General features: G+C 63.0%; 30 protein-coding genes and 1 tRNA gene. All 31 read left to right on the top strand.

The window, feature by feature from the left end; translation table 11 throughout:
* The first annotated feature begins 58 nt into the window (after window positions 1–58).
* The 31 genes from KY49_RS05390 to KY49_RS05240 all read left to right on the top strand — a co-directional run bounded on the left by KY49_RS05390 (window position 59) and on the right by KY49_RS05240 (window position 23892).
* Window positions 59–574, top strand: a complete 516-nt coding sequence (locus KY49_RS05390; RefSeq protein ID WP_156162430.1) for a hypothetical protein — start codon at window positions 59–61, stop codon at window positions 572–574.
* A gap of 163 nt (window positions 575–737) precedes the next feature.
* Window positions 738–1253, top strand: coding sequence for a glycoside hydrolase family 24 protein (locus KY49_RS05385; RefSeq protein ID WP_042583667.1), 516 nt, complete (start codon window positions 738–740; stop codon window positions 1251–1253).
* Window positions 1254–1266: 13 nt separating this feature from the next.
* Window positions 1267–1503, top strand: coding sequence for a hypothetical protein (locus KY49_RS05380; RefSeq protein WP_042583666.1), 237 nt, complete (start codon window positions 1267–1269; stop codon window positions 1501–1503).
* Window positions 1493–2101: a hypothetical protein gene (locus KY49_RS36890; RefSeq protein ID WP_042583665.1), complete on the top strand. Its 609-nt coding sequence runs from the start codon at window positions 1493–1495 to the stop codon at window positions 2099–2101. Before KY49_RS05380 ends, KY49_RS36890 begins: the two co-directional genes overlap by 11 nt.
* A gap of 2 nt (window positions 2102–2103) precedes the next feature.
* Window positions 2104–2343, top strand: coding sequence for a TraR/DksA C4-type zinc finger protein (locus KY49_RS35130; RefSeq protein WP_042583664.1), 240 nt, complete (start codon window positions 2104–2106; stop codon window positions 2341–2343).
* Window positions 2327–2614 carry a hypothetical protein gene (locus KY49_RS05365; protein WP_156162429.1) on the top strand — a complete coding sequence of 96 codons (288 nt, stop codon included), beginning with the start codon at window positions 2327–2329 and terminating at the stop codon, window positions 2612–2614. The genes KY49_RS35130 and KY49_RS05365 overlap by 17 nt, the downstream gene beginning before the upstream one ends.
* Before the next feature lie 6 nt (window positions 2615–2620).
* Window positions 2621–3085 carry a hypothetical protein gene (locus KY49_RS38420; protein WP_231636340.1) on the top strand — a complete coding sequence of 155 codons (465 nt, stop codon included), beginning with the start codon at window positions 2621–2623 and terminating at the stop codon, window positions 3083–3085.
* A 7-nt stretch (window positions 3086–3092) separates the two neighbouring features.
* Window positions 3093–3590: a DUF1804 family protein gene (locus KY49_RS05350; protein WP_042583661.1), complete on the top strand. Its 498-nt coding sequence runs from the start codon at window positions 3093–3095 to the stop codon at window positions 3588–3590.
* Between the two features lie 20 nt (window positions 3591–3610).
* Window positions 3611–3710: transfer RNA gene (locus KY49_RS36885), tRNA-OTHER, on the top strand.
* 18 nt (window positions 3711–3728) lie between these two features.
* On the top strand, window positions 3729–5498 hold the full coding sequence (locus KY49_RS05345) for a hypothetical protein (protein WP_042583660.1): 1770 nt from the start codon (window positions 3729–3731) through the stop codon (window positions 5496–5498).
* Window positions 5499–5511: 13 nt separating this feature from the next.
* On the top strand, window positions 5512–7128 hold the full coding sequence (locus tag KY49_RS05340; RefSeq protein WP_042583659.1) for a DUF935 domain-containing protein: 1617 nt from the start codon (window positions 5512–5514) through the stop codon (window positions 7126–7128).
* On the top strand, window positions 7115–8407 hold the full coding sequence (locus tag KY49_RS05335) for a phage minor head protein (protein WP_042583658.1): 1293 nt from the start codon (window positions 7115–7117) through the stop codon (window positions 8405–8407). The genes KY49_RS05340 and KY49_RS05335 overlap by 14 nt, the downstream gene beginning before the upstream one ends.
* Window positions 8400–8975 (top strand): phage virion morphogenesis protein, encoded by a 576-nt coding sequence (locus KY49_RS05330; protein WP_042583657.1) that lies wholly within the window; start codon window positions 8400–8402, stop codon window positions 8973–8975. The genes KY49_RS05335 and KY49_RS05330 overlap by 8 nt, the downstream gene beginning before the upstream one ends.
* 52 nt (window positions 8976–9027) lie before the next feature.
* The gene (locus KY49_RS05325; RefSeq protein ID WP_042583656.1) at window positions 9028–9378 is read left to right on the top strand and encodes a hypothetical protein; all 351 of its coding nucleotides are present in this window, start codon (window positions 9028–9030) and stop codon (window positions 9376–9378) included.
* Window positions 9379–9718: 340 nt separating this feature from the next.
* Complete coding sequence (locus KY49_RS05320) at window positions 9719–10843, top strand: phage protease (RefSeq protein WP_042583655.1); 1125 nt, start codon at window positions 9719–9721, stop codon at window positions 10841–10843.
* Window positions 10843–11247 (top strand): hypothetical protein, encoded by a 405-nt coding sequence (locus tag KY49_RS05315; RefSeq protein WP_042583654.1) that lies wholly within the window; start codon window positions 10843–10845, stop codon window positions 11245–11247. The genes KY49_RS05320 and KY49_RS05315 overlap by 1 nt, the downstream gene beginning before the upstream one ends.
* Window positions 11248–11262: 15 nt before the next feature.
* Complete coding sequence (locus KY49_RS05310) at window positions 11263–12180, top strand: Mu-like prophage major head subunit gpT family protein (RefSeq protein ID WP_042583653.1); 918 nt, start codon at window positions 11263–11265, stop codon at window positions 12178–12180.
* A 54-nt stretch (window positions 12181–12234) separates the two neighbouring features.
* Window positions 12235–12711, top strand: a complete 477-nt coding sequence (locus tag KY49_RS05305) for an HI1506-related protein (protein WP_156162428.1) — start codon at window positions 12235–12237, stop codon at window positions 12709–12711.
* 3 nt (window positions 12712–12714) lie between these two features.
* Complete coding sequence (locus tag KY49_RS05300; protein ID WP_042583651.1) at window positions 12715–13140, top strand: gp436 family protein; 426 nt, start codon at window positions 12715–12717, stop codon at window positions 13138–13140.
* Window positions 13140–13868, top strand: coding sequence for a DUF1834 family protein (locus KY49_RS05295; RefSeq protein WP_042583650.1), 729 nt, complete (start codon window positions 13140–13142; stop codon window positions 13866–13868). The genes KY49_RS05300 and KY49_RS05295 overlap by 1 nt, the downstream gene beginning before the upstream one ends.
* Window positions 13858–14106, top strand: coding sequence for a hypothetical protein (locus tag KY49_RS05290; RefSeq protein WP_082062301.1), 249 nt, complete (start codon window positions 13858–13860; stop codon window positions 14104–14106). The genes KY49_RS05295 and KY49_RS05290 overlap by 11 nt, the downstream gene beginning before the upstream one ends.
* A gap of 15 nt (window positions 14107–14121) precedes the next feature.
* Window positions 14122–15552 (top strand): phage tail sheath subtilisin-like domain-containing protein, encoded by a 1431-nt coding sequence (locus tag KY49_RS05285; RefSeq protein ID WP_042583648.1) that lies wholly within the window; start codon window positions 14122–14124, stop codon window positions 15550–15552.
* A gap of 12 nt (window positions 15553–15564) precedes the next feature.
* Window positions 15565–15939: a hypothetical protein gene (locus KY49_RS05280; protein ID WP_042583647.1), complete on the top strand. Its 375-nt coding sequence runs from the start codon at window positions 15565–15567 to the stop codon at window positions 15937–15939.
* Entirely contained in the window at window positions 15936–16313 is a 378-nt protein-coding gene (locus tag KY49_RS05275; protein ID WP_042583646.1) for a hypothetical protein, read from the top strand. The genes KY49_RS05280 and KY49_RS05275 overlap by 4 nt, the downstream gene beginning before the upstream one ends.
* Window positions 16314–16452: 139 nt before the next feature.
* On the top strand, window positions 16453–18735 hold the full coding sequence (locus KY49_RS05270; RefSeq protein ID WP_082062300.1) for a phage tail tape measure protein: 2283 nt from the start codon (window positions 16453–16455) through the stop codon (window positions 18733–18735).
* Window position 18736: 1 nt separating this feature from the next.
* Complete coding sequence (locus tag KY49_RS05265) at window positions 18737–20071, top strand: DNA circularization protein (protein WP_042583645.1); 1335 nt, start codon at window positions 18737–18739, stop codon at window positions 20069–20071.
* A gap of 4 nt (window positions 20072–20075) precedes the next feature.
* Window positions 20076–21200: a phage baseplate assembly protein gene (locus KY49_RS05260; RefSeq protein ID WP_231636338.1), complete on the top strand. Its 1125-nt coding sequence runs from the start codon at window positions 20076–20078 to the stop codon at window positions 21198–21200.
* Window positions 21184–21846 carry a phage baseplate assembly protein V gene (locus tag KY49_RS05255; RefSeq protein ID WP_042583643.1) on the top strand — a complete coding sequence of 221 codons (663 nt, stop codon included), beginning with the start codon at window positions 21184–21186 and terminating at the stop codon, window positions 21844–21846. Before KY49_RS05260 ends, KY49_RS05255 begins: the two co-directional genes overlap by 17 nt.
* A 62-nt stretch (window positions 21847–21908) precedes the next feature.
* Window positions 21909–22259 carry a phage GP46 family protein gene (locus tag KY49_RS05250; protein ID WP_042583642.1) on the top strand — a complete coding sequence of 117 codons (351 nt, stop codon included), beginning with the start codon at window positions 21909–21911 and terminating at the stop codon, window positions 22257–22259.
* Window positions 22259–23326: a baseplate J/gp47 family protein gene (locus KY49_RS05245; RefSeq protein ID WP_042583641.1), complete on the top strand. Its 1068-nt coding sequence runs from the start codon at window positions 22259–22261 to the stop codon at window positions 23324–23326. Before KY49_RS05250 ends, KY49_RS05245 begins: the two co-directional genes overlap by 1 nt.
* Window positions 23323–23892 carry a YmfQ family protein gene (locus KY49_RS05240; RefSeq protein WP_042583640.1) on the top strand — a complete coding sequence of 190 codons (570 nt, stop codon included), beginning with the start codon at window positions 23323–23325 and terminating at the stop codon, window positions 23890–23892. Before KY49_RS05245 ends, KY49_RS05240 begins: the two co-directional genes overlap by 4 nt.

The following is a 23892-nucleotide window of genomic DNA, read 5'->3' as shown; positions in this document are numbered from 1 at the left end:
GAGTCATTCATTCACCAATCCGTTACCATCTACTCCTCGCAAATAAAGAGGTTTACCGGTGAAGAAAATTGCGCTTATGGCCAGCATTGGAAGCTTGCTAGTGGCAAGTTTTGTCGGCTGCTCTCAGCAGAAGGTTGAGCCGACCTGCCCCCCATCCATCGACGACGATCATGTGACCGTGACCCACCTCCAAGACCTGTTCGCTTCTGGAAAGAAGCTGCTCGACGCGGAATATCCGGACACAAATTCACCCGGCTTTGAGTTGGCACGGGCTACGATGGCGGGATTGATAGGCATTGCCCACAAGGTGAATACGGATTCGGGTGATTACGAGAAAGATGTTCTACCGCTTCTCTCGACCCTGGAGTCCGCATGGCCAGACCGGTTTAGTGTGAATGGCAAGAAGATCGACGATCGACTGTGGTCCTGCCGAGACGCAGTTAGCCTCGGGCGTATTCAATTTGAGTTTCTTCGACTCGGCGCGTCGAAGGCATCTGAGGATGCGGGCAAGGTTGCTACAGAAGAGAGATTCGCCTGCGGCCTCGCTCTTGCCGCCGTGTCTAAACACCGGTGAACTGACGAATCACCCTTACCACGCCCCGCCCTGAGCGGGGCATCCTTTTGGTACTGACGTACCTCCAACTGTTTCAAGCCAGCGCCATTCCTAAACTGCCACTCATCCATTCGGGGTGAGTGCGAATTCATCGGCTGCCCCCTTCATCTTTCAAGGAGTGGGCATGGCACGTATCACATCGGTCGCGGCTGCGGCAGCAGCAGGCATCGCCACCGGCGGCCAAAACATCATCGCGTTTCTCGACATGATCGCGGCGAGCGAAATCGGGCCGGCATTGCTCGCAGCTTCCGACGACGGCTACAACGTACTGGTCGGCTCGACGCCGGCAAAGCCGCTGCTGTTCTCGTCGTACGCATCGCATCCGGACGTGTACAACGCGCAGTTCAACTCGACGGCAGCCGGTCGTTATCAGGAGCTGAACCGGTATGCGCTCGCATACATGAAGAGCCTGCACCTTCCCGATTTCGGGCCGGTGTCCCAGGACAGGATCGCGATTCAGCAAATTCGTGAACGCAGTGCAATCCCGCTCATCGTGAGCGGCAATATCACCGCCGCAATCTCGGCATGCTCGAACATCTGGGCATCGCTGCCTGGCAACGGCTACGGACAGCATCAGAACGACGTGTCGATGTTGGTCGCTTCGTTCCAGCAGGCAGGCGGCACGGTCTCGATCGCCTGACGCGGAGGATCAAATGGCGCTGCGCGATCTCATCACCGGCATCGACGGCAAGCTGTCGCACACGAAGCTTTGGCCGAACATCGCGTCGGCCGTTGCGACCGGTGTATTTGCATTCAAGGGATTTCACGGCTCGCTGACCGCAGAGGAATGGTACGCCTACCTCGGTTGCGTCGGCGGGTACTCCGCGATCATCCAGGGCATCCGCGCGTTCGGACGCCCGCCAGTACAAGGGGGCTCCAGTGATCAATGAATACGCAAAGGCGCTGACCGTCATCGGCGTGGCGGTCACCATCGCATTCGCAGGTGCGGCCGGCTACGAACACGGCTATCACGTGGCGAAGACGCGCGGTGATCTCGCTCTGGCCCAAGAGCGCGAGGCGCAGCAGAAGGCAGCGGCCGACGCTGAACGCATCGCCGACGATCGTTACGCCGCCGAAGTCGATCGTGGCAACCAGGCTGCGCAGGCACTCATCGTCGCCCGGCAACAGATCGACCATCTCACCTCTACCGCCAAAGGAAAGATCGATGCTGTCACGCAGACCTACCGTCCGACGCTCTCGGCAAATCTTGAGCCTCTGCCTCGCTGTGTGTTCACTCGCGGCTTTGTCCGCGTGTGGAACAGCGTCGCCACCGACGCCGGTGCTGATCCCCTGCCGGATCGCGCCGTTGCCGGCGGAGCTGACGCAGAGACCGGAGCCGATGACGCCCTTGACTCCGGGGTATCACAAGCCGACATCCTCGACTGGCTCACTGACTACGCGGCCCGTAATCGGCGTATCGACGCTCAACTGAACAAGGTGCTCGACATCGAGGCCGAGCGTCAGAAAACGCAGCAAAGCACGCAATAGATATGGACGATTTTGATCGGGCGCAGGTGCTCGAAGAACAGACACGCGAACTGGCGATTGCCGCTGCTCGCGGGAACATACCGCGCGGCGAGTCGGCCCTCGTTTGTCAGAACGAGGAATGTGGTGTGCCGATCCCTGAAGCGAGACGCCTTGCCGCACCCGGTTGCCGTTACTGCATTGAGTGTCAAAGCCGCCGCGAAGCCGCAGCTCTGAAACGGAGGGGCCATGCAATTCACGCTTGACGCCTCCGCTGTCGTAATGGCCGTGCTCGGTGCGTTGTGGTCCGTATGCCTCGCAGCGGTCGGCGTATGGGTGAAGCGCGTGCAGAGCGACGCTGAGAGCGATCGTCGGCAGATCGGCCTGCTGCAGAAGAATCTGGCGGACTTCCGCGAGATGGTGGCCCGCGAATGCGCGAGTCGCGATGAAGTAAGAAACGAGCGTCAGGAGGTGCGGGAACTGCTCGCACGTATCGACGCGAAGATCGACAGCCTTTCCAAAACCGTACCTCGTTAAATCACCATGGACCAACTCCAAACGAATACCGCCGCAACCGATACCCCGCTGAACGCTGTCTCGACCGATACGGCCGCATCGGTTTCAGCATCCACCGCCGCTGTCAGCGTATCGAGCAATCTGCCGGCTGACGACACGACGACCACCTTGCCGATCAATTTGGCCGCAGCAATCGACTCGACCATCGTGGAAGGCGCGTCGTCCGTACAAACGGCAGGGGCGGCCACGTCGCTGCAGCTCGATGATCCGGCTCCGATCACCGGCGGCGCACGCCTCGACTCGTCCAACGACGAGCAGCTCGTGCTGCTGCGCAAGATCGACGGCGACATCGGCGCACTGACGGCAAAGATCGAAGGCATCGAGCTGCGAGCAGTACGCAACGGCGCGATCGCGGGCGGTGTGGCCGGCGGTGTCGCGGGCGGCATTGTCGCGACGGGTATCGCATTCATCCGGCACAAGCTCGGCTTCTGACCAATACATGGCTTATCCAAAGGAAATGCGCGACAAGGTGCGTCGAGCCTACGTGTTCGACCGCCTGTCACTTGAAATTGCTAGCTCGCGGTACGGCGTTGCGTATTCGACCGCGCGACGCTGGAAGGATGACGCACTCGCGGCCGGCGATGATTGGGACAAGGCTCAGGGTGCGCAGTTGATGGCGGGCGGCGGCGTCGAAAGCGCCGCTCGTCAGATGCTCGCCGGCCTGGTCACACAGTACCAGACGACGCTGACCGAGATCGAGCAAGGCGCGCTGCCTGCACCAAAGAAGGTCGAGATGTTGGCGAGCCTGGCCGATGCGTATAACAAGACGATCAACGCCAGCAAGCGGGTGTTGCCCGAGACAAACGAGCTGGCGGTTGCAATGGGCGTGGTCCAGCGTCTTGCTGCGTTCATCAAGGAACGTCACCCAGCGCATATCGCGGCGTTCGCCGAGGTGCTCGGCCCGTTCGGCGATGAGCTGGCCGTCGCATACGGTTAATGGGAGGACCGGTCTTTGTGGCAATCGTAGCTCAGCCAGGTAGAGCACCCCATTGAGGGGGAGGCTGGAATTCCAGACGGCGGGCGCCCGCCGGCCCCGGTTCAAATCCGGGCGATTGCCACAAAGACGGTCAACGACATGACGCAGAAATTCACCGAAAAGCAGTTCCGCGACGAGCTGGCCGAGCTGGCAGCGGCGCTGCGCCGCGACATCGACGCGCATGCGACCGGCCTCGATCCGTCGCCCGAGGCTCGACGCGAACGCCGCCGTCGTGTGCTCATCGACGGTGATTACCAGTTCTTCGCGTACACCTACTTTCCACACCACATTCGCGGTACACCATCACTGTTCCAGGCGCACTTCTGCAATCGCTTCGCGAAGCTCCTGCGCCAGCCAGGCGGTACGCGTGAATGGTGGGTCGCCCCGCGCGGCGAAGCCAAATCATCGCTCACGACGAAGATTGGTCCCGTGTACATCATTGTGCAGGGGCTGTTGCAGCGCGATGACGTGCGGCGTGAGATCGGCTGGATCGGCGAGCCGCCGCCGTTCCTGGATTACCTGATTTTGCTCGGCGCGGAGACATCGCTGCCGACGAAGCTGCTCGAGGTGGTTAAAACCGAGCTGACGGCTAACGCCGCGCTCGCACTCGACTTCCCCGAGGTGTGTGGCAAGGGGCCCATGTGGAAGGTCGGCGAGTTCATCTCGAAGACCGGCGTCAAGGTCGAACCGTTCGGTGCCGAGCAGGCGATTCGCGGCACGTTCCACGGCGCGAGCCGACCGAAGGTGCTATTCGGCGACGACCTGATCACCGACGCCGAGGCCAAGAGTCCGACCGAGCGTCAGAACCGCTGGACCTGGTTGGAAAAGGCAATCGACTATCTCGGCCCGCCGGACGGTAGCGTCAAATACGTCGGCGTCGGTACGGTACTCGACAAGGACGATCCGATCTCGCGCGCCAAGCGCAGCATCGGCCACGTCGTCCACCACTTCCGCGCGATCGAGACGATGCCGGCGCGCATGGACCTGTGGGAGCAATGCCAGGAGCTGATGCTCAACGTCGACAAGGAAGCGATTGCCGCCGCCTCTGCTCGCGGCGAGGTCGTGCCGGACGACGCGCTGCCGTCGTTCCGCTTCTACGTCGAGCACCGGGCCGAGATGGACGAAGGCGCGGTGACGTCATGGCCATCTGTGCGCTCACTGTTCTGGTTGATGCGGCAGCGGGCGAAGTCTCCGCGCGCCTTCGCAACCGAGATGCAGGGCGATCCGCGCACCGAGGAAGACAAGGTGTTCGGGCACATCACCTACTGGGCGCAGCGCTCCCAATACTGGCGCATTTTCGGTGCATGCGATCCGTCGATGGGCCGTGGCGAAACGTCTGACCCTTCGGCGCTCCTTGTCGGCGGATGGGATACGGTCGCGAAGAAGCTGCACGTGATGCACGCCGTGATGAAGCGGCGCGTGCCGTCGAAGCTGGAGGCTGATCTGATCGCGATGCAGCGTGAGTTCCGGTGTCTGTCGATCGCGTTCGAAAACAACAACGCCTATGAGCACTCGCGGCAGACGTTCATCCAGGCCGGCCTCGACGCCGGTGTCGCGCTGCCACTTGTCGGCATCACGGCGACAGTGCCGCAGGAGGTGCGCATCGATTCACTGGAGCCGTTCATCACCGATCGGCTTGCCCCCAGCATCCTGCTGCACCCGGCACTTGTCCAGCTCATCGCCGAGCTGGATAGCTGGCCCGAGCCGCAGAGCGGCCACCACTACGACGGCCTGTGCGGGTTGCATCTGCTTTGGGCACTCGCGGTGTCGCGCGGCGGCATGAAATTCGAATACACCCCGGCGTCAAAACTGTCGCAAAACGGTGATGCCTGGATCGGCGGCCAGCGCTTCGGCAACGGCGCTTGGTAGGCAAGGAAAAGACATGGCACAAATCGTTGACGTCAACGGCAATCCGATCGAGCGCCGCGCGCTGTCGGAACAGCAGACCGCGCAGCTCGCGTGGCTTCAATATAGTTACGAGGAACATCCGGCGCGCGGTCTGAACCCGCACCGCCTGGCGCGCATTCTGGAGGATGCCGAACGCGGCCACCTGATCGCGCAGTCGGACCTGTTCACCGACATGGAAGAGAAAGACCCACACATCTTCGCGGAGATGAGCAAGCGCAAGCGTGTGCTGCTCACGCTCGACTGGGACGTCGTACCGCCGCGCAACGCGAACGCAGCCGAGAAGAAGCTTGCCGCACAGGTGAGGGAATGGATTGACGATCTGCCGGGATTCGAGGACGTCATGCTCGACGGCATGGACGCGATCGGCCACGGCTTCTCTGCGCAGGAAATCAGCTGGCAGCGGCTCGGCTCACTTTGGATGCCGAAGACGATCGAACATCGACCGCAGCGTTGGTTTATGAACCCGTGGCATAACCGCAACGAGATCCGGCTGCGCGGCGTTGACGTCGACGGCACGCCATTGTGGCCGTTCGGGTGGCTCGTTCACCGACACAAGGCAAAGTCGGGTTACATCGCGCGCGGCGGCCTGCATCGCGTGCTGGCGTGGCCGTACCTGTTCAAGAACATGGGCGTGAAAGACCTGGCCGAGTTCCTCCACATCTACGGTCTACCGTTGCGCCTGGGCAAGTATCCGAACGGTTCAACCGATGAGGAGAAGCGCACGCTGCTGCAGGCGGTGGCGAGCATCGGCCACAACGCGGCCGGCATCATCCCCGACGAGATGAAGATCGAGTTTCAGGAAGCGGCGAAGGGAACCGATGCCGTCCACCTGTCGCTGATCAACTATATGGAACGGAGCCAGTCGAAGGCGATCCTCGGCGGAACGCTCACCAGCCAGGCAGACGGCAAATCGTCGACGCACGCGCTCGGCAACGTCCATAACGAGGTTCGACACGACCTGATGGTGTCGGATGCCAGGCAGCTCGCCGCGACGATCACGGGTGGCTTGATCTGGCCCATGTTGGCGCTCAACGTTGCAAATGCCGATCCGCGTCGCTTGCCGCAGTTCAAGTTCGAAACACGGGAGCCGGAGGATCTGAAGATTTTCTCGGAGGCATTGCCGAAGCTCGTCGGCATGGGGCTGCCGATCACGGTTGATTGGGCGCGCGAGAAGCTATCGATCCCGGCCGCGAAGGATGGCGACACGCTGTTGTCAATCCCGAATCCGATCATGGCGCTGCCGCCCGAGTTCCGGCCGCCGGCCGAGAAACGTCCGGCCGCACCTGGTGCGCCAATCGCCGGGACGCGAATGACCTATAAGACCGTTCTCACGAACGACCGCGGCGAAGTGATCTATCCGGATCAGCATGCGCTCGACGAGACCGCTCTGCCGGCTGACGCAATCGCAGCCGGCATAGACAAGCTGCTGGCGCCTGTCGTCGCGGCGATCCGCGCCGGCGAGACGCCCGACGATGCGATCGAGGCGCTCCTGTCCGCTCAACCTGACATGAGCGACGACCAGGTCGCCGAGCTGCTTGCGCGAGCGCTGTTCGTCGCCGACATTTGGGGGCGCTTGCATGGCGGGGGTTGATCTCTCCTACGCGATCGGCCTGGAGCCTGCCGAGGCGGTACGCTACTTTGAATCGAAGGGCTACCAGCTTGGCTTCCGATGGCAGGACGTCGCAGCGGAGGCGCATGCGCGTGCGTTCACGGTCGCGGGCGTAATGAAGGTCGACGTCCTGCAGGACATTCGCGCGGTGCTCGCTGATTCGCTGAAGAGTGGCAAGACCTTCGAGCAGTTCAAAGACGACCTGATCCCGACGCTGAAGAAGAAAGGCTGGTTCGGGCATGGCGACGTTGTCGATGACGGTACGGGCGAGATTCAGGGGCGGCGGCTCACACCACGGCGGCTCGACACGATCTTCCGCACCAACATGCAGTCGTCGTATATGGCCGGGCGTTTTGCGACGCAAATGGCACAGGTCGACACACGGCCCTGGTGGGAGTACGTCGCGATCCTCGACAACCGCACGCGCCCGGCGCACGCTGCGCTGCACGGGTGTGTGTACCGCTACGACGACCCGTTCTGGGCGGTGTTCTATCCACCGTGCGGCTACAGGTGCCGCTGTCGCGTGCGCACTCGCCCGTTCGGCTACCGCGATAGCGACAACCCGCCGACGAGCGCGGGCCGCCTCGAGGAGATCGAACAGCCGGTTGGCCGCGACGGCAAGACGCAGCCGGCGATCGCTTACAAGAGTCCGATTACCGGCAAGCGTGTGCTACCCGATCCGGGTTTCGGCTTCAATCCCGGGCTCGCGTGGCAGCGACCATTTACGCCGCCGCCAATGGGCACACTGCCGAGAAGCGTGCCCAGTGGCGCGAGCGTGCCGCTGCCGCGCCCGGCCCGAATAGCCCGCTCATCGATGCCGGCGGGGCTGCCGGAATCCGCGTATGCCGACGCGTTCTTGCGTACGTTCGGCGCGAACGCAAATCATCCCGTCACATTTAACGACGCGACGGGCGAAGCGATGCCGATCAATGCCTGGCTGTTCCGCGACCACGCCAATCAGCCGGTGTCTGGCGCTGCCCGCCCCGACGCGCAGATCGTCGCCCAGGCGATCAACGAGCCGGACGAGATCTGGTTGTCGTGGGCGCAGCTGGATAACCAGTGGACGCTGCGCCGCCGGTACCTGAAAACCTTCGAGACCGAGGCTGGCGAATGGGGCGTGGCGATAGCCGACTTCGGCAAGAATGGCTGGGTCAGCAGCTCGTCAACGTTCCCGGCCGAGACGGGCACCGATGACAGTCGAGCCGCGTATCTGGACACACTGCGCGGCCAGTTCCTTCGATACAGGAAACGCGATGATTGAAATCGAGATCGACGACCGCCAGTTTGGCGCGACGCTGAATCGCCTGGTAAGCGCGATGGCGGATGCAACGCCCGTTATGAGCGAGATATCCGGCATCATGGCCGACGCGGTCGAGGAGAACTTCACACAGGAAGGTCGTCCGAAGTGGCTCGGCCTCGCGCCGTCGACGCTCGCCGGTCGCGTCGGCCACGAGCTGAAGCCGGGGCGCGGCAAGTTCAAATCCGGTGCGTGGAGCATCCAGCTCGGCCAGCGCGTCGCGCGATCCCTGAAGATCCTGCAGCGATCTGGTCGGCTCGCAGCCAGCATCGTGCCGTCGTTTGACGCGACGAGCGCACAGGTCGGCACGAACCTCGTTTATGCGGCGATCCAGAACTTCGGCGGCCAGACCAAGCCGCACACGATCGTGCCGAAGAATGCGAAGGCGCTGCACTTCGGCGGCATCTTCGCGAAGAAGGTCAATCATCCCGGCTCGAAGATCCCGGCACGGGTGTTCATGTCGATGACGGACGGCGACGGCATGCAGATCGAATCAGTCGTGGCAAACTACCTGCGCCGGGTCGCCGGCTGATTCAATTAACAACGAAAGTAATTAATCGATAATCGGAACAGAGAATAAGGTTATGAATTTTTTCGAATCGTTCAATGCGCTGCTCACCTATGGCGGCTGGACCATAGCGGTATTCGTTGCCGGATACGTGTCCGTGCGCCTCTTGGCGGAGGTCGTCGACTTCCCTGGTTGGAGCGTCCCGGTCGCACTCATCGGGTTGTTGGCCCTCTGGCTGCTGATTCCCCACGGATGGCACCTGTTGAGCTACGCGTTCAACAGCAGCTGGGACTATGGCGATGACCTGCGTGCTCGATCCATCGGCCCCGATGATGCGTGGTTCATTGTAAAGGTCGAGTTCTGGGCCGCGATTGTCGGCACGGTGCTCGGCTATTTCGGGCTTGGCAAGCTGCGCAACGAGTGGTGACGCGCATCGTTTTGGCGACGCTGTTTGTATCGGGAAATACCGCTACCGGCGTCGCCAGATTGCCAATCTGTTTAAACCCGCTTCTAAGCCGTCCGTGGAACGGTTGGCTGCGCTGATACCACCAAGGCGGCGCCAAGCCCGCCAGCGTGTTTAGAGTGCACGTTAGTTTCGATCGTCGTATAGGGGGTGATGGTGTATTGGATCGCTCCCCGGAAATTTCCGAATTCTCGATTGCTCGGCCCTATCTATATAGGCGCGTCCCAGGCCCACCACGACGAGTGGCCGTCCCCCTGACACACCTCCACTGATCGCCGACGCCGCCGCCCGGAAGAATGGCGGCATGGCTACTCACCGCACCCCCACCAACGGCACGGCGCTCGCAGCGCTAACCGTCGAGATTACCGACCGCACTGGCCGGGCTATCCAGCTGCTGCCGGCCGGGCACTTTGCCGCGCGCGACGGCCGTCCGGCCTCGATCGCCGCGTGCAAGCAGTGGGTGTGTGGTCCGCAGCAGGCGAGCACGCTCGTCGCGCTGGCCGCGCAACAGGCCAATCCGATGGTGATCGACTACGAGCACCAGACACTGAACAGCCAGCAGAACGGCCAGCCGGCCCCGGCGGCCGGCTGGTTCAAGAACCTCGAATGGCGCGATGGCCAGGGCCTCTTTGCCACCGACGTCGACTGGACGCCCGCCGCCGCGAAGGCAATCGCTGATCGCGAATACCGCTACATCTCGCCCGTCTTCGAGTTCGATCCGCAGTCCGGTGCGGTGCAGCGCCTGCACATGGCCGCGCTAACCAACAACCCCGGACTGGATGGCATGCAGGCCGTCGCCTTGTCCGCATTTCGTTTTTCCACCCAGGAGCCGCAGATGAACAAACTGCTGCAGGCCCTGCTCACGGCCTTGGGGCTGACCGAGCAGACGTCTGAAGACCAGGCCGTCACCGCGTTGAACGCGCACCTCGCGAAAGCGAAGAGCGACGCCGACCAGGTGACGGCACTGACCGCCGAGAAGGCGAACAAGGATGCGCAGATCGCCGCGCTCACCGCGTCGGCCGGTACGCCCGATCCGGCGAAGTACGTGCCGGTGGCGGTCGTGACCGGTATGCAGGGGCAGCTCGCCGCGCTGACGGCGCAGGTCGTCGGCCGCGAGATCGACGAAATCGTCGGTGCCGCGCTCACGGCCGGCCAGCTGCTGCCGGCGCAGGAAACGTGGGCGCGTGAGCTGGGCAAGAGCAATCTCGCGGCGCTGAAGAACTTCGTGTCGACCGCCCCGAAGATCGCCGCGCTGACCGGCACGCAAACGGGTGGCCAAGAACCCGGTGCGGTTGCAAGTGCCGCCAGTTCGACAGCCGGTCTCTCGCAAACTGAACTGGCCGTGTGTCGCCAGATGGGCGTCGATCCGACGGCCTATGCCAAGACCAAGTCCGCTGAATTGGCGGCCCGCCAGAACGGAGGTGCGTAATGCCCGCCGCTACCGCTGACCGCAATACCGAAATGCGCGAAGGCCGGATCGTGTCCGTACTCGTCGCCGGCGGCTCGCTGATCCACGCGGGCGTGCTCGTCGCGGTGAACGCGAACGGTCTGGCCGTCGAAGGCAAGACCGAGGCCGACCTGACCTACATCGGTCGCGCCGAGCAGTACGTCGACAACACGACCGGCGCGGACGGCGCGGTGTCCGTCCAAGTGCGCCGGGGCGTTACGTTCAAGTGGGCGAACGCGGCCGACGACGCGGTGACGCAGGCGAGCTACGGCAAGCCGTGCTTCATCGAAGACAACCAGACCGTCGCCAAGACCAACGGCAACGGCACCCGCTCGCCGGCCGGAATCGTCCTCGGTGTCGACGCCGACGGCGTGTGGGTTCTCTAAACGGAGCGCAGCACGATGCTGATCAATCAGGAAGCCATTCAGGCCGTCTTCTGGAATCTGCGGACGTCCTACAACAACGCGTTCGACGCCGCGCCGTCGACGTGGCAAAAGATCGGGATGAAGATCCCGTCTGGTAGCCGCGAAAACATTTATGCGTGGCTGGAGCGCTTCCCGCGCATGCGCCGCTGGATTGGCGAGAAGCACGTCAAGGCGATGGAGGCCCACGGCTACACGGTCGTCAACGAGGACTGGGAAGCGACGATCGAGGTCGATCGCAACGACATCGCTGACGACAATCTCGGTATCTACGCGCCCCAGGCGCAGAGCGCCGGCTACTCGGCGAAGCAATTGCCCGACGAGATCGTCTACGAGCTGGTGAACAACGCGTTCACAAACCTCTGCTACGACGGCCAGAGCTTCTTCAGCCAGGCGCACATCGTGCGCGGCCAGCCGGTGTCGAATCTGTCGCGCCTGCCGCTCACCATCGCGGGTCAGGCTGCTGCGATGAAGACCTATGGTGCCGTGCGTACGTCGATGCGCAAGATCACCGACGAGGAAGGCCGGCCGCTTGGTGTCACGCCGAATGTGCTGCTCGTACCGCCGGCTCTCGAAGACACCGCCAATGCACTGATGACGAACGAGCGCCTGAACGACGGCATGCCGAATCCGTACAAGGGTACGGCCGAAGTCGTGTGCGAGGCACGCCTGACGTCGGACACATCCTGGTATCTGCTCGACACGACGAAGCCCGTGAGGCCGTTCGTCTACCAGGAGCGTATGGCACCGGTGTTCGTGCAGCAGACCGACCCGGAAGCGGACGACGTGTTCATGCGCAAGAAGTTCAAGTTCGGCGCGGAAGCGCGCGCGGCCGGCGGCTATGGCTTCTGGCAGCTCGCCTACGGCTCAGACGGTACGGCGGCCGTGCCGGTGTAACCAGATAACTCCCCCGAAACTGCCGCGCGAGGGCCGTGAAGCGCGGAGGCAGGATTGACCGCCGCCCACGGCCTGGCTCACGCCACGGGGCGGCGCAACAGCGAATCACCAACGGAGAAATTCATGCCGACACCGGCACATACCAAGGTACTGCGCGTTTCCGCGAGCGCTGAAGGCTATCGCCGCGAGGGATTGAAGTTCGGCCAGGCCGACGTCGACATCCCGGAATCCATCCTGACCAGCAACCAGATCCATCGCCTGAAGCGCGACCCGATGCTCAAGTGCCGCGAGGTGCTGGTGAGCGCCGATCCGGCCGTGTCCGACGACGAGGTCGTCGGGCTGCGCGAGAAGGCGGCGATCGCCGACGCATTCATGGCGAAGTTGCCGCCGGGCTTCGCCTGGGCGCAGTGTCCGACCGAATACATCAGGCTGCTGATGGACCATATTCACGAGCTGGAACTGGCGAAAGCGACGGTGGCCGCAGCGGCACCAGCGACGACGTCGACCACGAAGGCACACGGGCGGAAGTAAGCAATGGCCTACGCAACCTCCGATGACATGGTAAGCCGTTTCGGCGAGACCGAAATGATCTCAATCACCGATCGCGACATGGCCGGTGTCATCGACGCGACCGTGGCCGGCGACGCGCTGGACGACGCGAGCGCCGAGATCGATACGTATCTCGCGGGTCGCTACGCGCTTCCGTTCGCCGGCACGCCACGCTTCATCGCAGGTCTGTGCTGCGACATCGCACGCTATCGCCTCTGCGTCGGCGAAACGCGCATGACGGAAGAGATCAGCGATCGCTACAAGGCCGCCGTGCGTTTCCTCGAACTGGCTGCTGCCGGCAAGGTCACGCTCGGCGAGCTGCCGAATGGCGCACCCGTACAGCCAGGCGCGACGATCGCGTTCCGGCCCGGTTCGCGGATCTGGTATGACGACGATCGAGGGGCGTTCTGATGGGCCTGCCTGTTCCGATCATCACGGCCGTCGAGCTGGCAATTGTCGATCGCCTCACGCGCGGGCTCGGGAAGCTTGTGACATCCGTGGAAACATACGGAGGTGAGTTCGACGACGAGAACCTCTCCGACGTAGTGCGGCGCTTTCCGGCCGCATGGGTCACGTTTGGCGGTGTGCGCAAGTCGACTCCGATCGATACGAGCCGCCAGAAGTGGAAGCGCGAAGGCACCTTCGTTGTGATGGTCGGGGCGCGCAGCGTACGCAGCGAAGCGGCCTCGCGTCACGGCGGCCCGTCGCGTGGCGAAATCGGCACGAACCTCTTGATCTATGGCGTCGGCCGTCTGCTGATCCAACAGGATCTCTCACTGCCAATTCGCGAGTTCGCACCGGGGTCGATCCGCACGCTGTTTAACACACGCCTGCAGCGCGACGCGTTTTCGGTGTTCGCTCTGGAGTTTCACACCGAATGGATCGACCACGCGCTACCGGCCCGCACCTTTCCGCAACTGGTTGATCCAGCCGACGTCGACGCGAACGATCCGACGTCGGGCCTAGACACCGTATTTGCGGTCTATGGCGGCCAGCTCGACCAGGCGTCGCCGATGTGGGACTCGATGACGCTCAATTACTACCTCGATCCCGCGAAGGTTACACGCGAGCCGAACAAGCCGGATGCGCAGGACATCATGGAAATGCAATCAACAACTGGAGCAGGCAATGAAAGTTAAAGCCGCACCGGGAGTGCGCGTACCGATGGACGGCGCGCCCCGCAAGTACATCACCGAGGAAAACGAGGTGACCGTCGACGAATCGCCGTACTACCTGCTGCGTGTTCGTGATCGCGACCTGATCCGCACCGACGTTCCGTCGAACGCCACGACCGCTATGGCAACGCCCGACACGTCGTCGAGCACGCGTATGTCGAAGGCGTTGCCGGCACCGGCGACCGATGTCGTGTCGCAATAACCGGAGATTCGCCAGATGACAAGCCCTAACGTCACTTTCAACAGTATCCCGTCGAGCATCCGCAAGCCGGGCAAGTATTTCGAATTCAACACGACCGGCGCGGTCAACGCGCTACCGGGCAACCTGCAGCGCGTGCTGATCATCGGCCAACGGCTGGCGAGCGGCACAACGGCCGCGCTTGTCGTGACCGGTATCACGTCCGATGAACAGGCGGCCGTGCGCTTCGGTCGCGGGTCGATCGCGCACTTGATGGCGAAGGCTGCGCTCAAGGCGAACAACTACCTGCAGCTGGACGTCATCGCAGTCGATGACGCCGCCGCCGGTATTGCCGCGACGGGGGCCGTGCTGATTTCCGGTCCCGCCACGACCACCGGCAACATGACGATCCGAATCGGCAACGACTCGGCCGTCATCGCGGTTGCGAACGGTGCCACGGCCGAGACGATCGCCGCGAATCTCGTCGCGCAGATCGGCCAGCAGCCGGACCTTCCGGTGACCGCCGCAGTCGACGCCAACAATGCCGCGAACATCGTGCTGACAGCCAAGCACAAGGGACTCGCCGGAAACGGCATTGCGCTGTCCGCGCTCACTGAAACGAGCGGCGTCACGGGCACGATTACGGCGATGTCCGGCGGTCTTTCCGATCCGGATATCCAACCGGCGCTGACGTCGGTGTTCGCGGCCGCTCACGACATCATCGCGGCTCCGTTTGCGACCCAGGCATCGCTCACCACGTTGCGCACGCATCTGGACGCCGTTTCCGGTCCGCTCGAACAGCGCGGCACGATCGCCGCAGCGGGTTGGCCGGGCACGCTGGCAACCGCGACGACGCTCGCCGGCCAGCTCAACGCGGGCCGCATCTCGCTCGCCTGGTACAACGGCTCCGTTTCGCCCGCATACCAGATCGCAGCAGCCTATGCTGCAGTAATCGCGTCCGAGGAAGACCCGGCGCGACCATTGAACACGCTCGCGCTCACGGGGCTGGACGTCACTGACGTGACGCTGCGCGCCGGTCGCCAGGATCAGGAGGCGGCGCTGCACAACGGCGTGACGCCGTTCGAGGTTGGTCCGGGCGACGTCGTGCAGATCGTGCGCGCGATCACGACGTACACGGTCGACGCGCAGGATATCGAAGACCCCGCACTGCTGGATCTGACGACGATCCGCATTCTCGACTACATGCGCAAGGCGTGGCGTCAGCGTATCGCGCTGCGCTTCCCGCGCGACAAGCTGTCGGACAAGACGCCGCCGAAGGTGCGCTCCGAACTGCTCGACGTCGCCTACAAGGCGGAAGAGCTGGAGATCATCGAAAACGTCGACAAGTGGAAAGCGAACCTGATCGTCGAACGCGACTCGCAGAGCGCCGGCCAGTGCAACGCGAAGATTCCCTGCGACGTCGTGTCCGGCCTGCATGTGTTCGCGGGCGTGATTGACCTGATCATTTAACGGAGGCCGCTCATGGCATTGGAAGAATACGTCGGGGCGATCGTCTTGACGGTCGACGGGCAAGACGTCGAGGTGATCGACTTCAACGTCCAGACGAAGACGGGCCGCAAGCTGGTCAAGACGATGAACCGCTCGGGCCGCGCGAGAGGCTTCTCGCGCGGTATCACCGAACACGACCTGAGCGTGACCGTCGTGATTCCCGAAACGGGCGACCTGGACTGGGAGGCGATCGAAGGTGCGAAGCTCACGACCGAGCCGCTGTCGGCAGGCGGGCCTCGCGTCAGCTACCTCGATTGCTTTACCACCGAGGTGAGCGAAAAGTACAGCGTCGACAATGAAGCTCGACGCGACCTGAAAATGACTGCTCTGCGCAAGGTGACGGAATGACGATCAAGGAATCCGGGGTGCTGCTGTACGGCGTTGAATACGAGGGCAAAATCCACTACGACTTCGAAATGCGTCTGCCGACGGTCGAAGACAACATCGCCGCGATCGAGCTGGTGGGTGCGGCTTCCAACCTGCGCGTCAACTCGGCGATGTACGCGCGCTGTATCACGAAGCTCGGCACGATCCCGCCGGATGCAATCACGTATCAGTTCATCACCGCGAACATGGTCGACGATGACTACGACGTGCTGCACAACAAGGTTCAGGAGCTTAAAAAAAAGCGTCGAGCATCGAACACGCGCTCGCCGACTTCCGACTCGCTGTCGTCTTCCTCGGGCAGTACGGATTCACTGAATCCCGCGTCCGTGAGCTGACGGCAGTCGAACTCGAAGCCTATCTCACGGCCATCGGCCGCATGCATGACAAACGGGCCGAGGCGCTGAAAGGTGCCTCGCGCTCACCCTCCGAGACCCGTCGCGTCGTTTCGACGCGACGCAAGAAGCGCCAATAGCCATGTCGCAAAACCTCCTTGTCTCGATGCTGGTGCGCTTGCGCGACGAGCTGTCGCGGCCGGCATCCCGCATGCTGCAGGATGTCACCCGCGACGCGCGCAACGCCACGAATGCAGTATCGGCCGTCGCAGATGCGAGCGCTCGCAGTGCCCAAAAACGCGAAACCGACATCGCTCAATCGGAGCGCGCGGTACAACGGGAAATTGGTCGAACCGGCGCTGCGTTTGTGCAACAGGCCCAGATGGCTCAGTCTGCCGGCGACGCTGCCGTCAGGTCGAACGACGCGAGCCTGTCCAAGCGCCTTCGCGATTACCAGCGGTTTAATCGCGCCTGGGAAGCGCTTGGCATCCGCTCCGAAGCTGAGATCCAACGCGAGATCACGCGGACCGAGGCCGCGTATGCTCGGCTCGCGCAGTCCGGGATGATGTCGGCCCAGGAACAGGCACGCGCCTTCGCGCAGGTACAGACGCGTGTGGCCGAGCTGAACGCCGAAATGGGCCGGCTGTCGGCGCGCGAGCGCGGCATCCAGCTGCTCCAGTCCGGCGCGGGGAAATTCGTGCGCGCCGGCGAAGCCGTGCTCGGTGGCATTGCCGCCGCGCACGCCGTCGCGGCCCCTGTCGGCAGGACGATGGATTTCGACCGCAACATCGCCCTGATGGCCAACACGGCGTTCAACGAGGAAGACGCGCCGGCACGCATCCGGGGCATGCAGGAGCTGCGAAACGTCGTCCGCGAGTCGATTCGCGCGGGCGGTGGCACGCCTGACGAGATCGCGGCGGCCATGACGCAGCTGCTCGGTCAGAACGCGATTACGCACGAACAGGCGTTCAGGCTGATGCCGGTCTTGCAACGGTACGCCACTGCCGAGGGTGCCGACACGACCGAGCTGGGCGACATTGCCATGCGTGGCATCCAGACATTCGGGCTGAAAGAAGACCAGATTCCGCAAGCGCTCGACGCCGCGATCATGGGCGGCCACATGGGCGGCTTCCACCTCCGGCAGATGGCGAAGTGGTTGCCGCAGCAGATGGCGGCCGCGCGCAATTCGGGCATGGGCGGCATGAACGGCCTGTCGGAGCTGATCGCGTTGAACGAAGTGTCGATGACCACTGCCGGCACCGCCGACGAAGCGGGCAACAACGCGCTGGACCTGCTCAACAAGCTCAACAGCGCGGACACGGCACATGCTGTCAAGCGTGAGCTTGGCCGCACGCTCGGCGTCAAGCTCGCCAATGCACGCGCCCAGGGCAAGAGCGCCCTGGTCGCATTTGGTGAAATCCTCGAAGAGGTGATGGCGAAGGACAAGAACTACCAGATCATCAAGAAGAAGCTCGCCACGGCAAAGAATGACGGTGAACGTCAGGAGCTGTATACGAGTATGGAGCAGATCATCGAGGGTTCCGCCATCAGCAAGGTGGTTCGCAACCGCCAGGAAATGCTCGCGCTGATGGGCTATCTGAACAACAAGGAAAAATTTAACGCGATCAAGGCCGCGACGCTGAACGCGAAAGGCATCGGAGATAAGGATGCGGAGGTGATGCAGAGCACCGACGCGTTCAAGGCCGAACGTGCGAAATCGCTTGGCGAAATGGGTGAAATGGACGCGGTGCGCCCCTTGGATAAGGCTATCGGGAAGGTGTCCGACGTTATCACCCAGTACGGCGGAAAGTATCCGGGACTGATGACCGCGATCATGGGCACGAAGGTCGCATTTGAGGGGCTGACGAGCGTGATGATGGCCGTCGGCATGATGCGCTTCATTACCGGCCACGGTGGCGGAGCCGTCGAACGCGAGATGGCTAAGGACGGCGTGGCGGCTGCCGCGCGTGCAGCTGGCGGACGTGGCGGCCTCCTGGCGCGTGCGCTGAAGCCGGCCGGTTCATCGGCGCTGTCGTTGCTCTTTGGCGGCATCGAGGCATACGGCGTTAGCCAGGACGAAAGTCTGAGCGCGTCCCAAAAGAAAAGCGAATACGCGCGTGTCGCGGGCGGTACGGCGGGCGGAATCGGCGGATGGATGGCAGGCGCGGCTGCCGGCGCGGCGATCGGCTCGGTGGTACCCGTCGTCGGTACCGCGCTCGGTGGCGCGGTCGGCGGCCTGGTCGGCGGATTCGGCGGCGACCTGCTCGGAGAGAAGCTCGGCAAGCTGATCGGTGACGCGCTGTTCAAGGCCGAATCGAACAAGCAGGCGCAACCGATCAACATCACCACGAAGGTCCAGATGGATGGCCACGTCGTCGCCGAGGCCGTCAATCAGATTAACGCGCAGGCGGCACTGAGGCACTGACATGAGCTGGAAAGATCTGCTGCAGGATGCATCCTTTCGGGGCGTGACGTTCGACTGTGTACGTACACGCGATGCGGCAAAGCGCGGCCTCGCGAAGCACGAGTACCCGTATCTCGACGGCGCTGACGTCGAAGACCTTGGCCGGGGTCCGCGTGATACGCACCTCACCGCCGTATTCTGGGGTGACGACTATGAGGCGAGCCTGAAGGCGTTCATCGACGTGCTCGACAAGTCGGGTTACGGTGAACTCGTTCATCCTGTCTTCGGCAGCATCCCGAAGGCCCAGGTTGAAGATTATGCGATCTCGCACGATGCCGAGAATCCCGACTATTGCACCGTCGAGATCGCGTTCGTCGAGGCGACGCCGGGCAATCCGTTCTTTGTTCAGCAGCTGCCCGAGCAGAAGGCCGAGGCGGTCAGCGCGCTGACGGACACTGCGCGCTCCATCGCCAGCACTGCGTTCGCAGCGACCATTGATGCGTTAAAGCTGGTGCAGAGCAATATGCCGCGGCTAAACCTGTTTCGGGACTTGATGACCGGCACGCTTGGCGCGCTCGGCAGTCTCGTGCCGAGTGTCGTCGCTTCGACACTGGACCTGATTGAGTATCCGCTGGCGTTCGCATCGGACGTATTGAGCTACCTCTCGGGCCTCTCCGATCAGCATACGTTTGGTGTCGGCGCGATCGTGTCGGACTGGAAGAGCTTCAGCGAACAGATGACGAACGCCGTTGCGCTGCCAGCAGGCATCAGCACCGGCGACGCAACCGTGTCGAGCAGCGCCGGTTTGATTCAGGCCGGCGTGGTCGCGCTTACGAATTCGGCTGCACTCTATGGTGACGCCAGCGTGACAGCCGATGGTAGTACGGTCTCGCTCGGCGTGAACGCGAACGCCGATGATGTCGCCGTTGCTCAGGCATTTATGCAGTTGGCGGCCGCCGCGCAGCTCGCTGATACCGCGTCGTCGATTCTCGCAGACGAGGCGGCCGACGCCACGCTTGCGCCGACCGAAATCGAGTTGATCGTCGACACAACCCGGTCGGCCATCCAGGCAGCCATTGACATGCACCGGCAGCTCTACCCGCTCGATACCTATCGGCCGATCGCCGAGGGCCTGAAAGATATCGCGCTGGCGATCCAGACCGCCGCGATCGCGGTGATCGACGAACGGCCGCCGCTGATTGCGCGAACAGTTACGGTATTCGGCAACCTGCATCTGACCGCGTTCCGCTGGTATGGCGACTACACGCGTTCGGCCGAACTCGCGCGTCTGAATCCGCAGGTCACTAATCCGAATTTCCTGATGCCCGGAGACGTGCTCAATGCCTACAGTAAATAGCGCCGTGACGGATACCGACCAGGACAAGGTGAGCCTCCTGATCGGTGGCCATGTGCACCGCGACTGGACCTCGTACCAGATCGACTCACACCTGATCACACCGGGCGACGCGTGGCGTGTCGATCTGTCGCCGCCGGACGGAAGCACCTCGCAGGGCGCGCTGCCCGATTCGGTAATCGAGGGTGCGCCCGTTGAAGTTCGCATCGGCAAGGACACCGTGCTCGTCGGCCGCATTGACGAGATCGACGAGGAGACAGCGAAGGATCGGGACACGCTGGTCTTGTCCGGCCGCGACGGCGCGGGCGTCCTGCTCGACTGCTGTGCGCCCGTGTTCGTGGCAAAACAGGCTACGCTCGCGCAGGTCATCGCAAACGTGGTCAAGCCGCTCGGTATCAGCAAGATCCGGATCAGCGCAGCGAACACCTACACAAACGAGAAGGTCAACATCGAGCCGGGCGATCGCGCCTGGAACGCACTCGCGCACGCAGCGGAGGCGAATGGTCTCTGGCCGTGGTTCGAGCCGGACGGAACGCTCGTCGTCGGCGGCCCCGATTACACCACCCCTCCGGTCGCGACGCTGATCATGCGCCGGAGCGGTAAAGGTAACAACGTCATCTCGCTGCGACGGCAGCGCTCGATGGCCGGCCGCTATTCCGAGGTCACCGTGCTCGGGCAGATGCACGGCACGGCTCACGAAAGTGGCAAGAATGCGATCAAGGGCGTCGCGAAAGATCCGAGTGTGGCGGTCTATCGCCCCCACGTAGTGATCGACCACGAATGCATGAGTGTCGCGATGGCGATCTCTCGCGCGCGAAAGTTGCTGATGGATTCCCGGCTGCACGGCTTCACCCTGACCGCGAAGGTCAAGGGACATCGAACGTCGGACGGCGTGCTTTGGAAGCCTGGCCAGCGAATTCACGTCATTTCGGAGCGGCACGGTATCGATGCTGTTTTCTTCCTGATCGGCCGCCGTTTCAGCAAGGCGCGCGCGGGCGGTGCCACGACGACGCTCACCTTGAAAGAGGACGGCGTGTGGACGCTTGACGCGCACCCACATCAAAGCCATCGCAAACACCGTCGCGGCAAGAAAAAAGGACCGGAGGACATCATCAATGTGGGACAAGGTTGACGGACGCATCAAGATCGCCATGTCGAAGATCCGCCTCGCATTCCGCGCGGTAATCTCGATTGTTGGGAGCGACAGCGGTGTGCAGCTCATACAAGGCCAAGGGGTCGCGGGCGAGACGCTGCAGGACAATGAGCTGTTCCAGCACTACGGATTCACTTCGAATCCGCCGGCCGGCACGATGGCGATCGTGATCCCGGTTGGTGGCAAGACCGCACACGGTGTCATCGTCGCGACGGAGCACGCTTCGGCTCGGAGAAAGAGCCTCGCGTCCGGTGAGGTGGCGATCTATACCAGCGAGGGCGACAGTATCGTGCTGCGGCACGGGCGCATCATCGACATCAACACGCAGACGTTGAACATCAACGCGGACAACGTCGTGAACATCAAGACGCGCCAGCTGAACGTCGACGCCTCCGAGGAGGTGAACGCCAACACGCCGGCCGTCAACGCGAGCCAGCAAGTCACCGTGGCCGGCGCACTTGCTGCCAACGGCGGCATGACCGCCAAGGCCGGCGAAGGCGGCGGAGCTGCTGTCGCGATCGACGGCGAGGCTCATATAACGGAAGATGTGGTCGCAGGCGGCAAGAGCCTGGTACACCACGAACACCAGGACAGCAACGGCGGCGTCACGACACCGCCCCTCTGAGCAGTTACCTCCTGACATCGTTCAGCTGATGTCACACGGGTCCATGCCGGGACAATTCCCGTATGGACCCCGCACTCGATCCTTCCACACGCGACTATTCCGGCAGCTTCACGACGAACCTGTCGAACGCGGTCTACCTGCGACTAGAGACGCCGCTCGGCTCGTATTGGGCCGACCCGACGCTCGGCTCGCGTCTGCATGAGCTTGAGCGGGAGAAGGACGTTGCGCGCGTGCCGCGCCTGGCTGTTCAGTACGCCGAGCAAGCCCTTCAACCGTTGCTCAACGACCATCGCGCGCAGTCTATCGAGGTCACCTCGACGCGCCTGACGCCCGGATGGCTGCTGCTGTCGATCGAAGTTGTCGACGCGAGCGGCAAGCCAAGCCATTTCAAACACCGCGTCAAGGTGCTGTGATGTCGTTCACCGTCAAAACTTTCGACCAGATTCAAGCGGGGATCATCCGCGACATCGAGACCGATCTGCCCGAAGCGGATACCGGCGCAGATTCCGATTTTGCGATCCGTGCGAACGCCACATCGAGCGCGATCGAAGGGCTCTACGAGCATCAGCAGTGGATCGCGAAGCAGATTTTTCCGGACACGTGTGATCCGGACATTCTTCTGTTGCACGCGCGCATACGCGGCCTGTCGAAGAAGTCAGCGGTTCCCGCCGGTGGGAGCATCCAGATCAGCGGCGCGCCAGGCGCACCGGTGAACGGCACGATCGTCGCGCAGACACTTGGGGCTCAGCAATACCAGACGACGGCCACCGGAAGCATCGGCGTCGACGGCACGCTCACGCTGGCCGCCCAGGCAGTGACGGCCGGCAGTGCCGGCAACGCGACCGCAGGCGCAGCGCTCACGCTGCTGTCCGCGCCGAACGGCGTGAGCAGCGCCGCATCTGTCGTCAAGATGGTCGGCGGCACCGACGATGAAACCGACGACGAGCTGCTCGCTCGGCTGCTGGAAGTGATTCGCCGACCGCCGGCTGGCGGCAACAAGTGGGACTTCCGTCGATGGGCAATGAACGTCGACGGCGTGACGGCGGCCTACGTGTACCCGTTGCGACGCGGTCTCGGCACATGCGACGTCGTCATTACATCGTCGGGCGGGCTGCCGTCGGCATCGACGATCGCGGCCGTACAGGCGGCGATCGACAGCCAGCGCCCTGTCACCGCCAAAAACTGTCTGGTGCTCGCACCGACTATCGTGCCGATCGATCACGACGTGCGTGTGGCGTTTTCAACGGGGACGATCGACATCTTCAGGCCACGCGTTCAAACGGCAATCGCGGCCTACTTCGCGGCGCTGCCCCCGGGAGCGATCTATGTGAAGAGCCGCGTTGAAGGCGTCGTGACGGATACCGAGGGTGTGACGGATCGGTTGGTCGTCACGCCGGCCACGAACATCACGCCCGTTGTCGACGCCACCGTAGTCGAGTGGTGCCAGCTCGGCGCGCTCAATGTCGCGCGGATGGCATGAAGCACGTCGATCTCCTGCGGACTCTGCTACCGCCGGTCAGCTACGACCCGAACGCGAAGAGCCTTGCCGCGCAGCTCAAAGCGGATGGGCATGCGCTCGATGACGCGCAAGCGAGCGCCGAGTCGGTACTCGGTGCCGTTACACCGTTCTACGCGGGCGAGCTGATTGCCGATTGGGAACGTGTCATCGACATCACACCTCCGGCAAACGCGACGCAGGATGAGCGCGTGACCGCTGTTGTGCAGAAGCTTGCGGAGACTGGTGGTCTATCGATTCCCTATTTCAAGGGACTCGCCAGACGCATGGGCTACACAATCGAAATCGAGGAACCGCAGCCCTTCACAGCGGGCGTGAGCCGCGCCGGAGATCCGATCTGGATACGAGACATTGTGTGGGTCTGGAAAGTCATCGTGTCCGGTTCACCGCCCATCGACAAACGCTTTTATGCCGGCACCAGCGGTGCTGGCGACTCGCTGCGGTATTTCAGCGATCCAGTCATCGAACAGGCTTTCAATGATCTGAAGCCTGCATTCACCTACGTCTACTTCGCCTATACAGGAATCTGA

The organism is Burkholderia sp. MSHR3999 (genome assembly GCF_000833595.1).
GTDB lineage: Bacteria > Pseudomonadota > Gammaproteobacteria > Burkholderiales > Burkholderiaceae > Burkholderia > Burkholderia ubonensis.
Note: the sequence above shows the minus strand (reverse complement) of the source record. Positions and strands in the feature narration are given on the sequence as shown.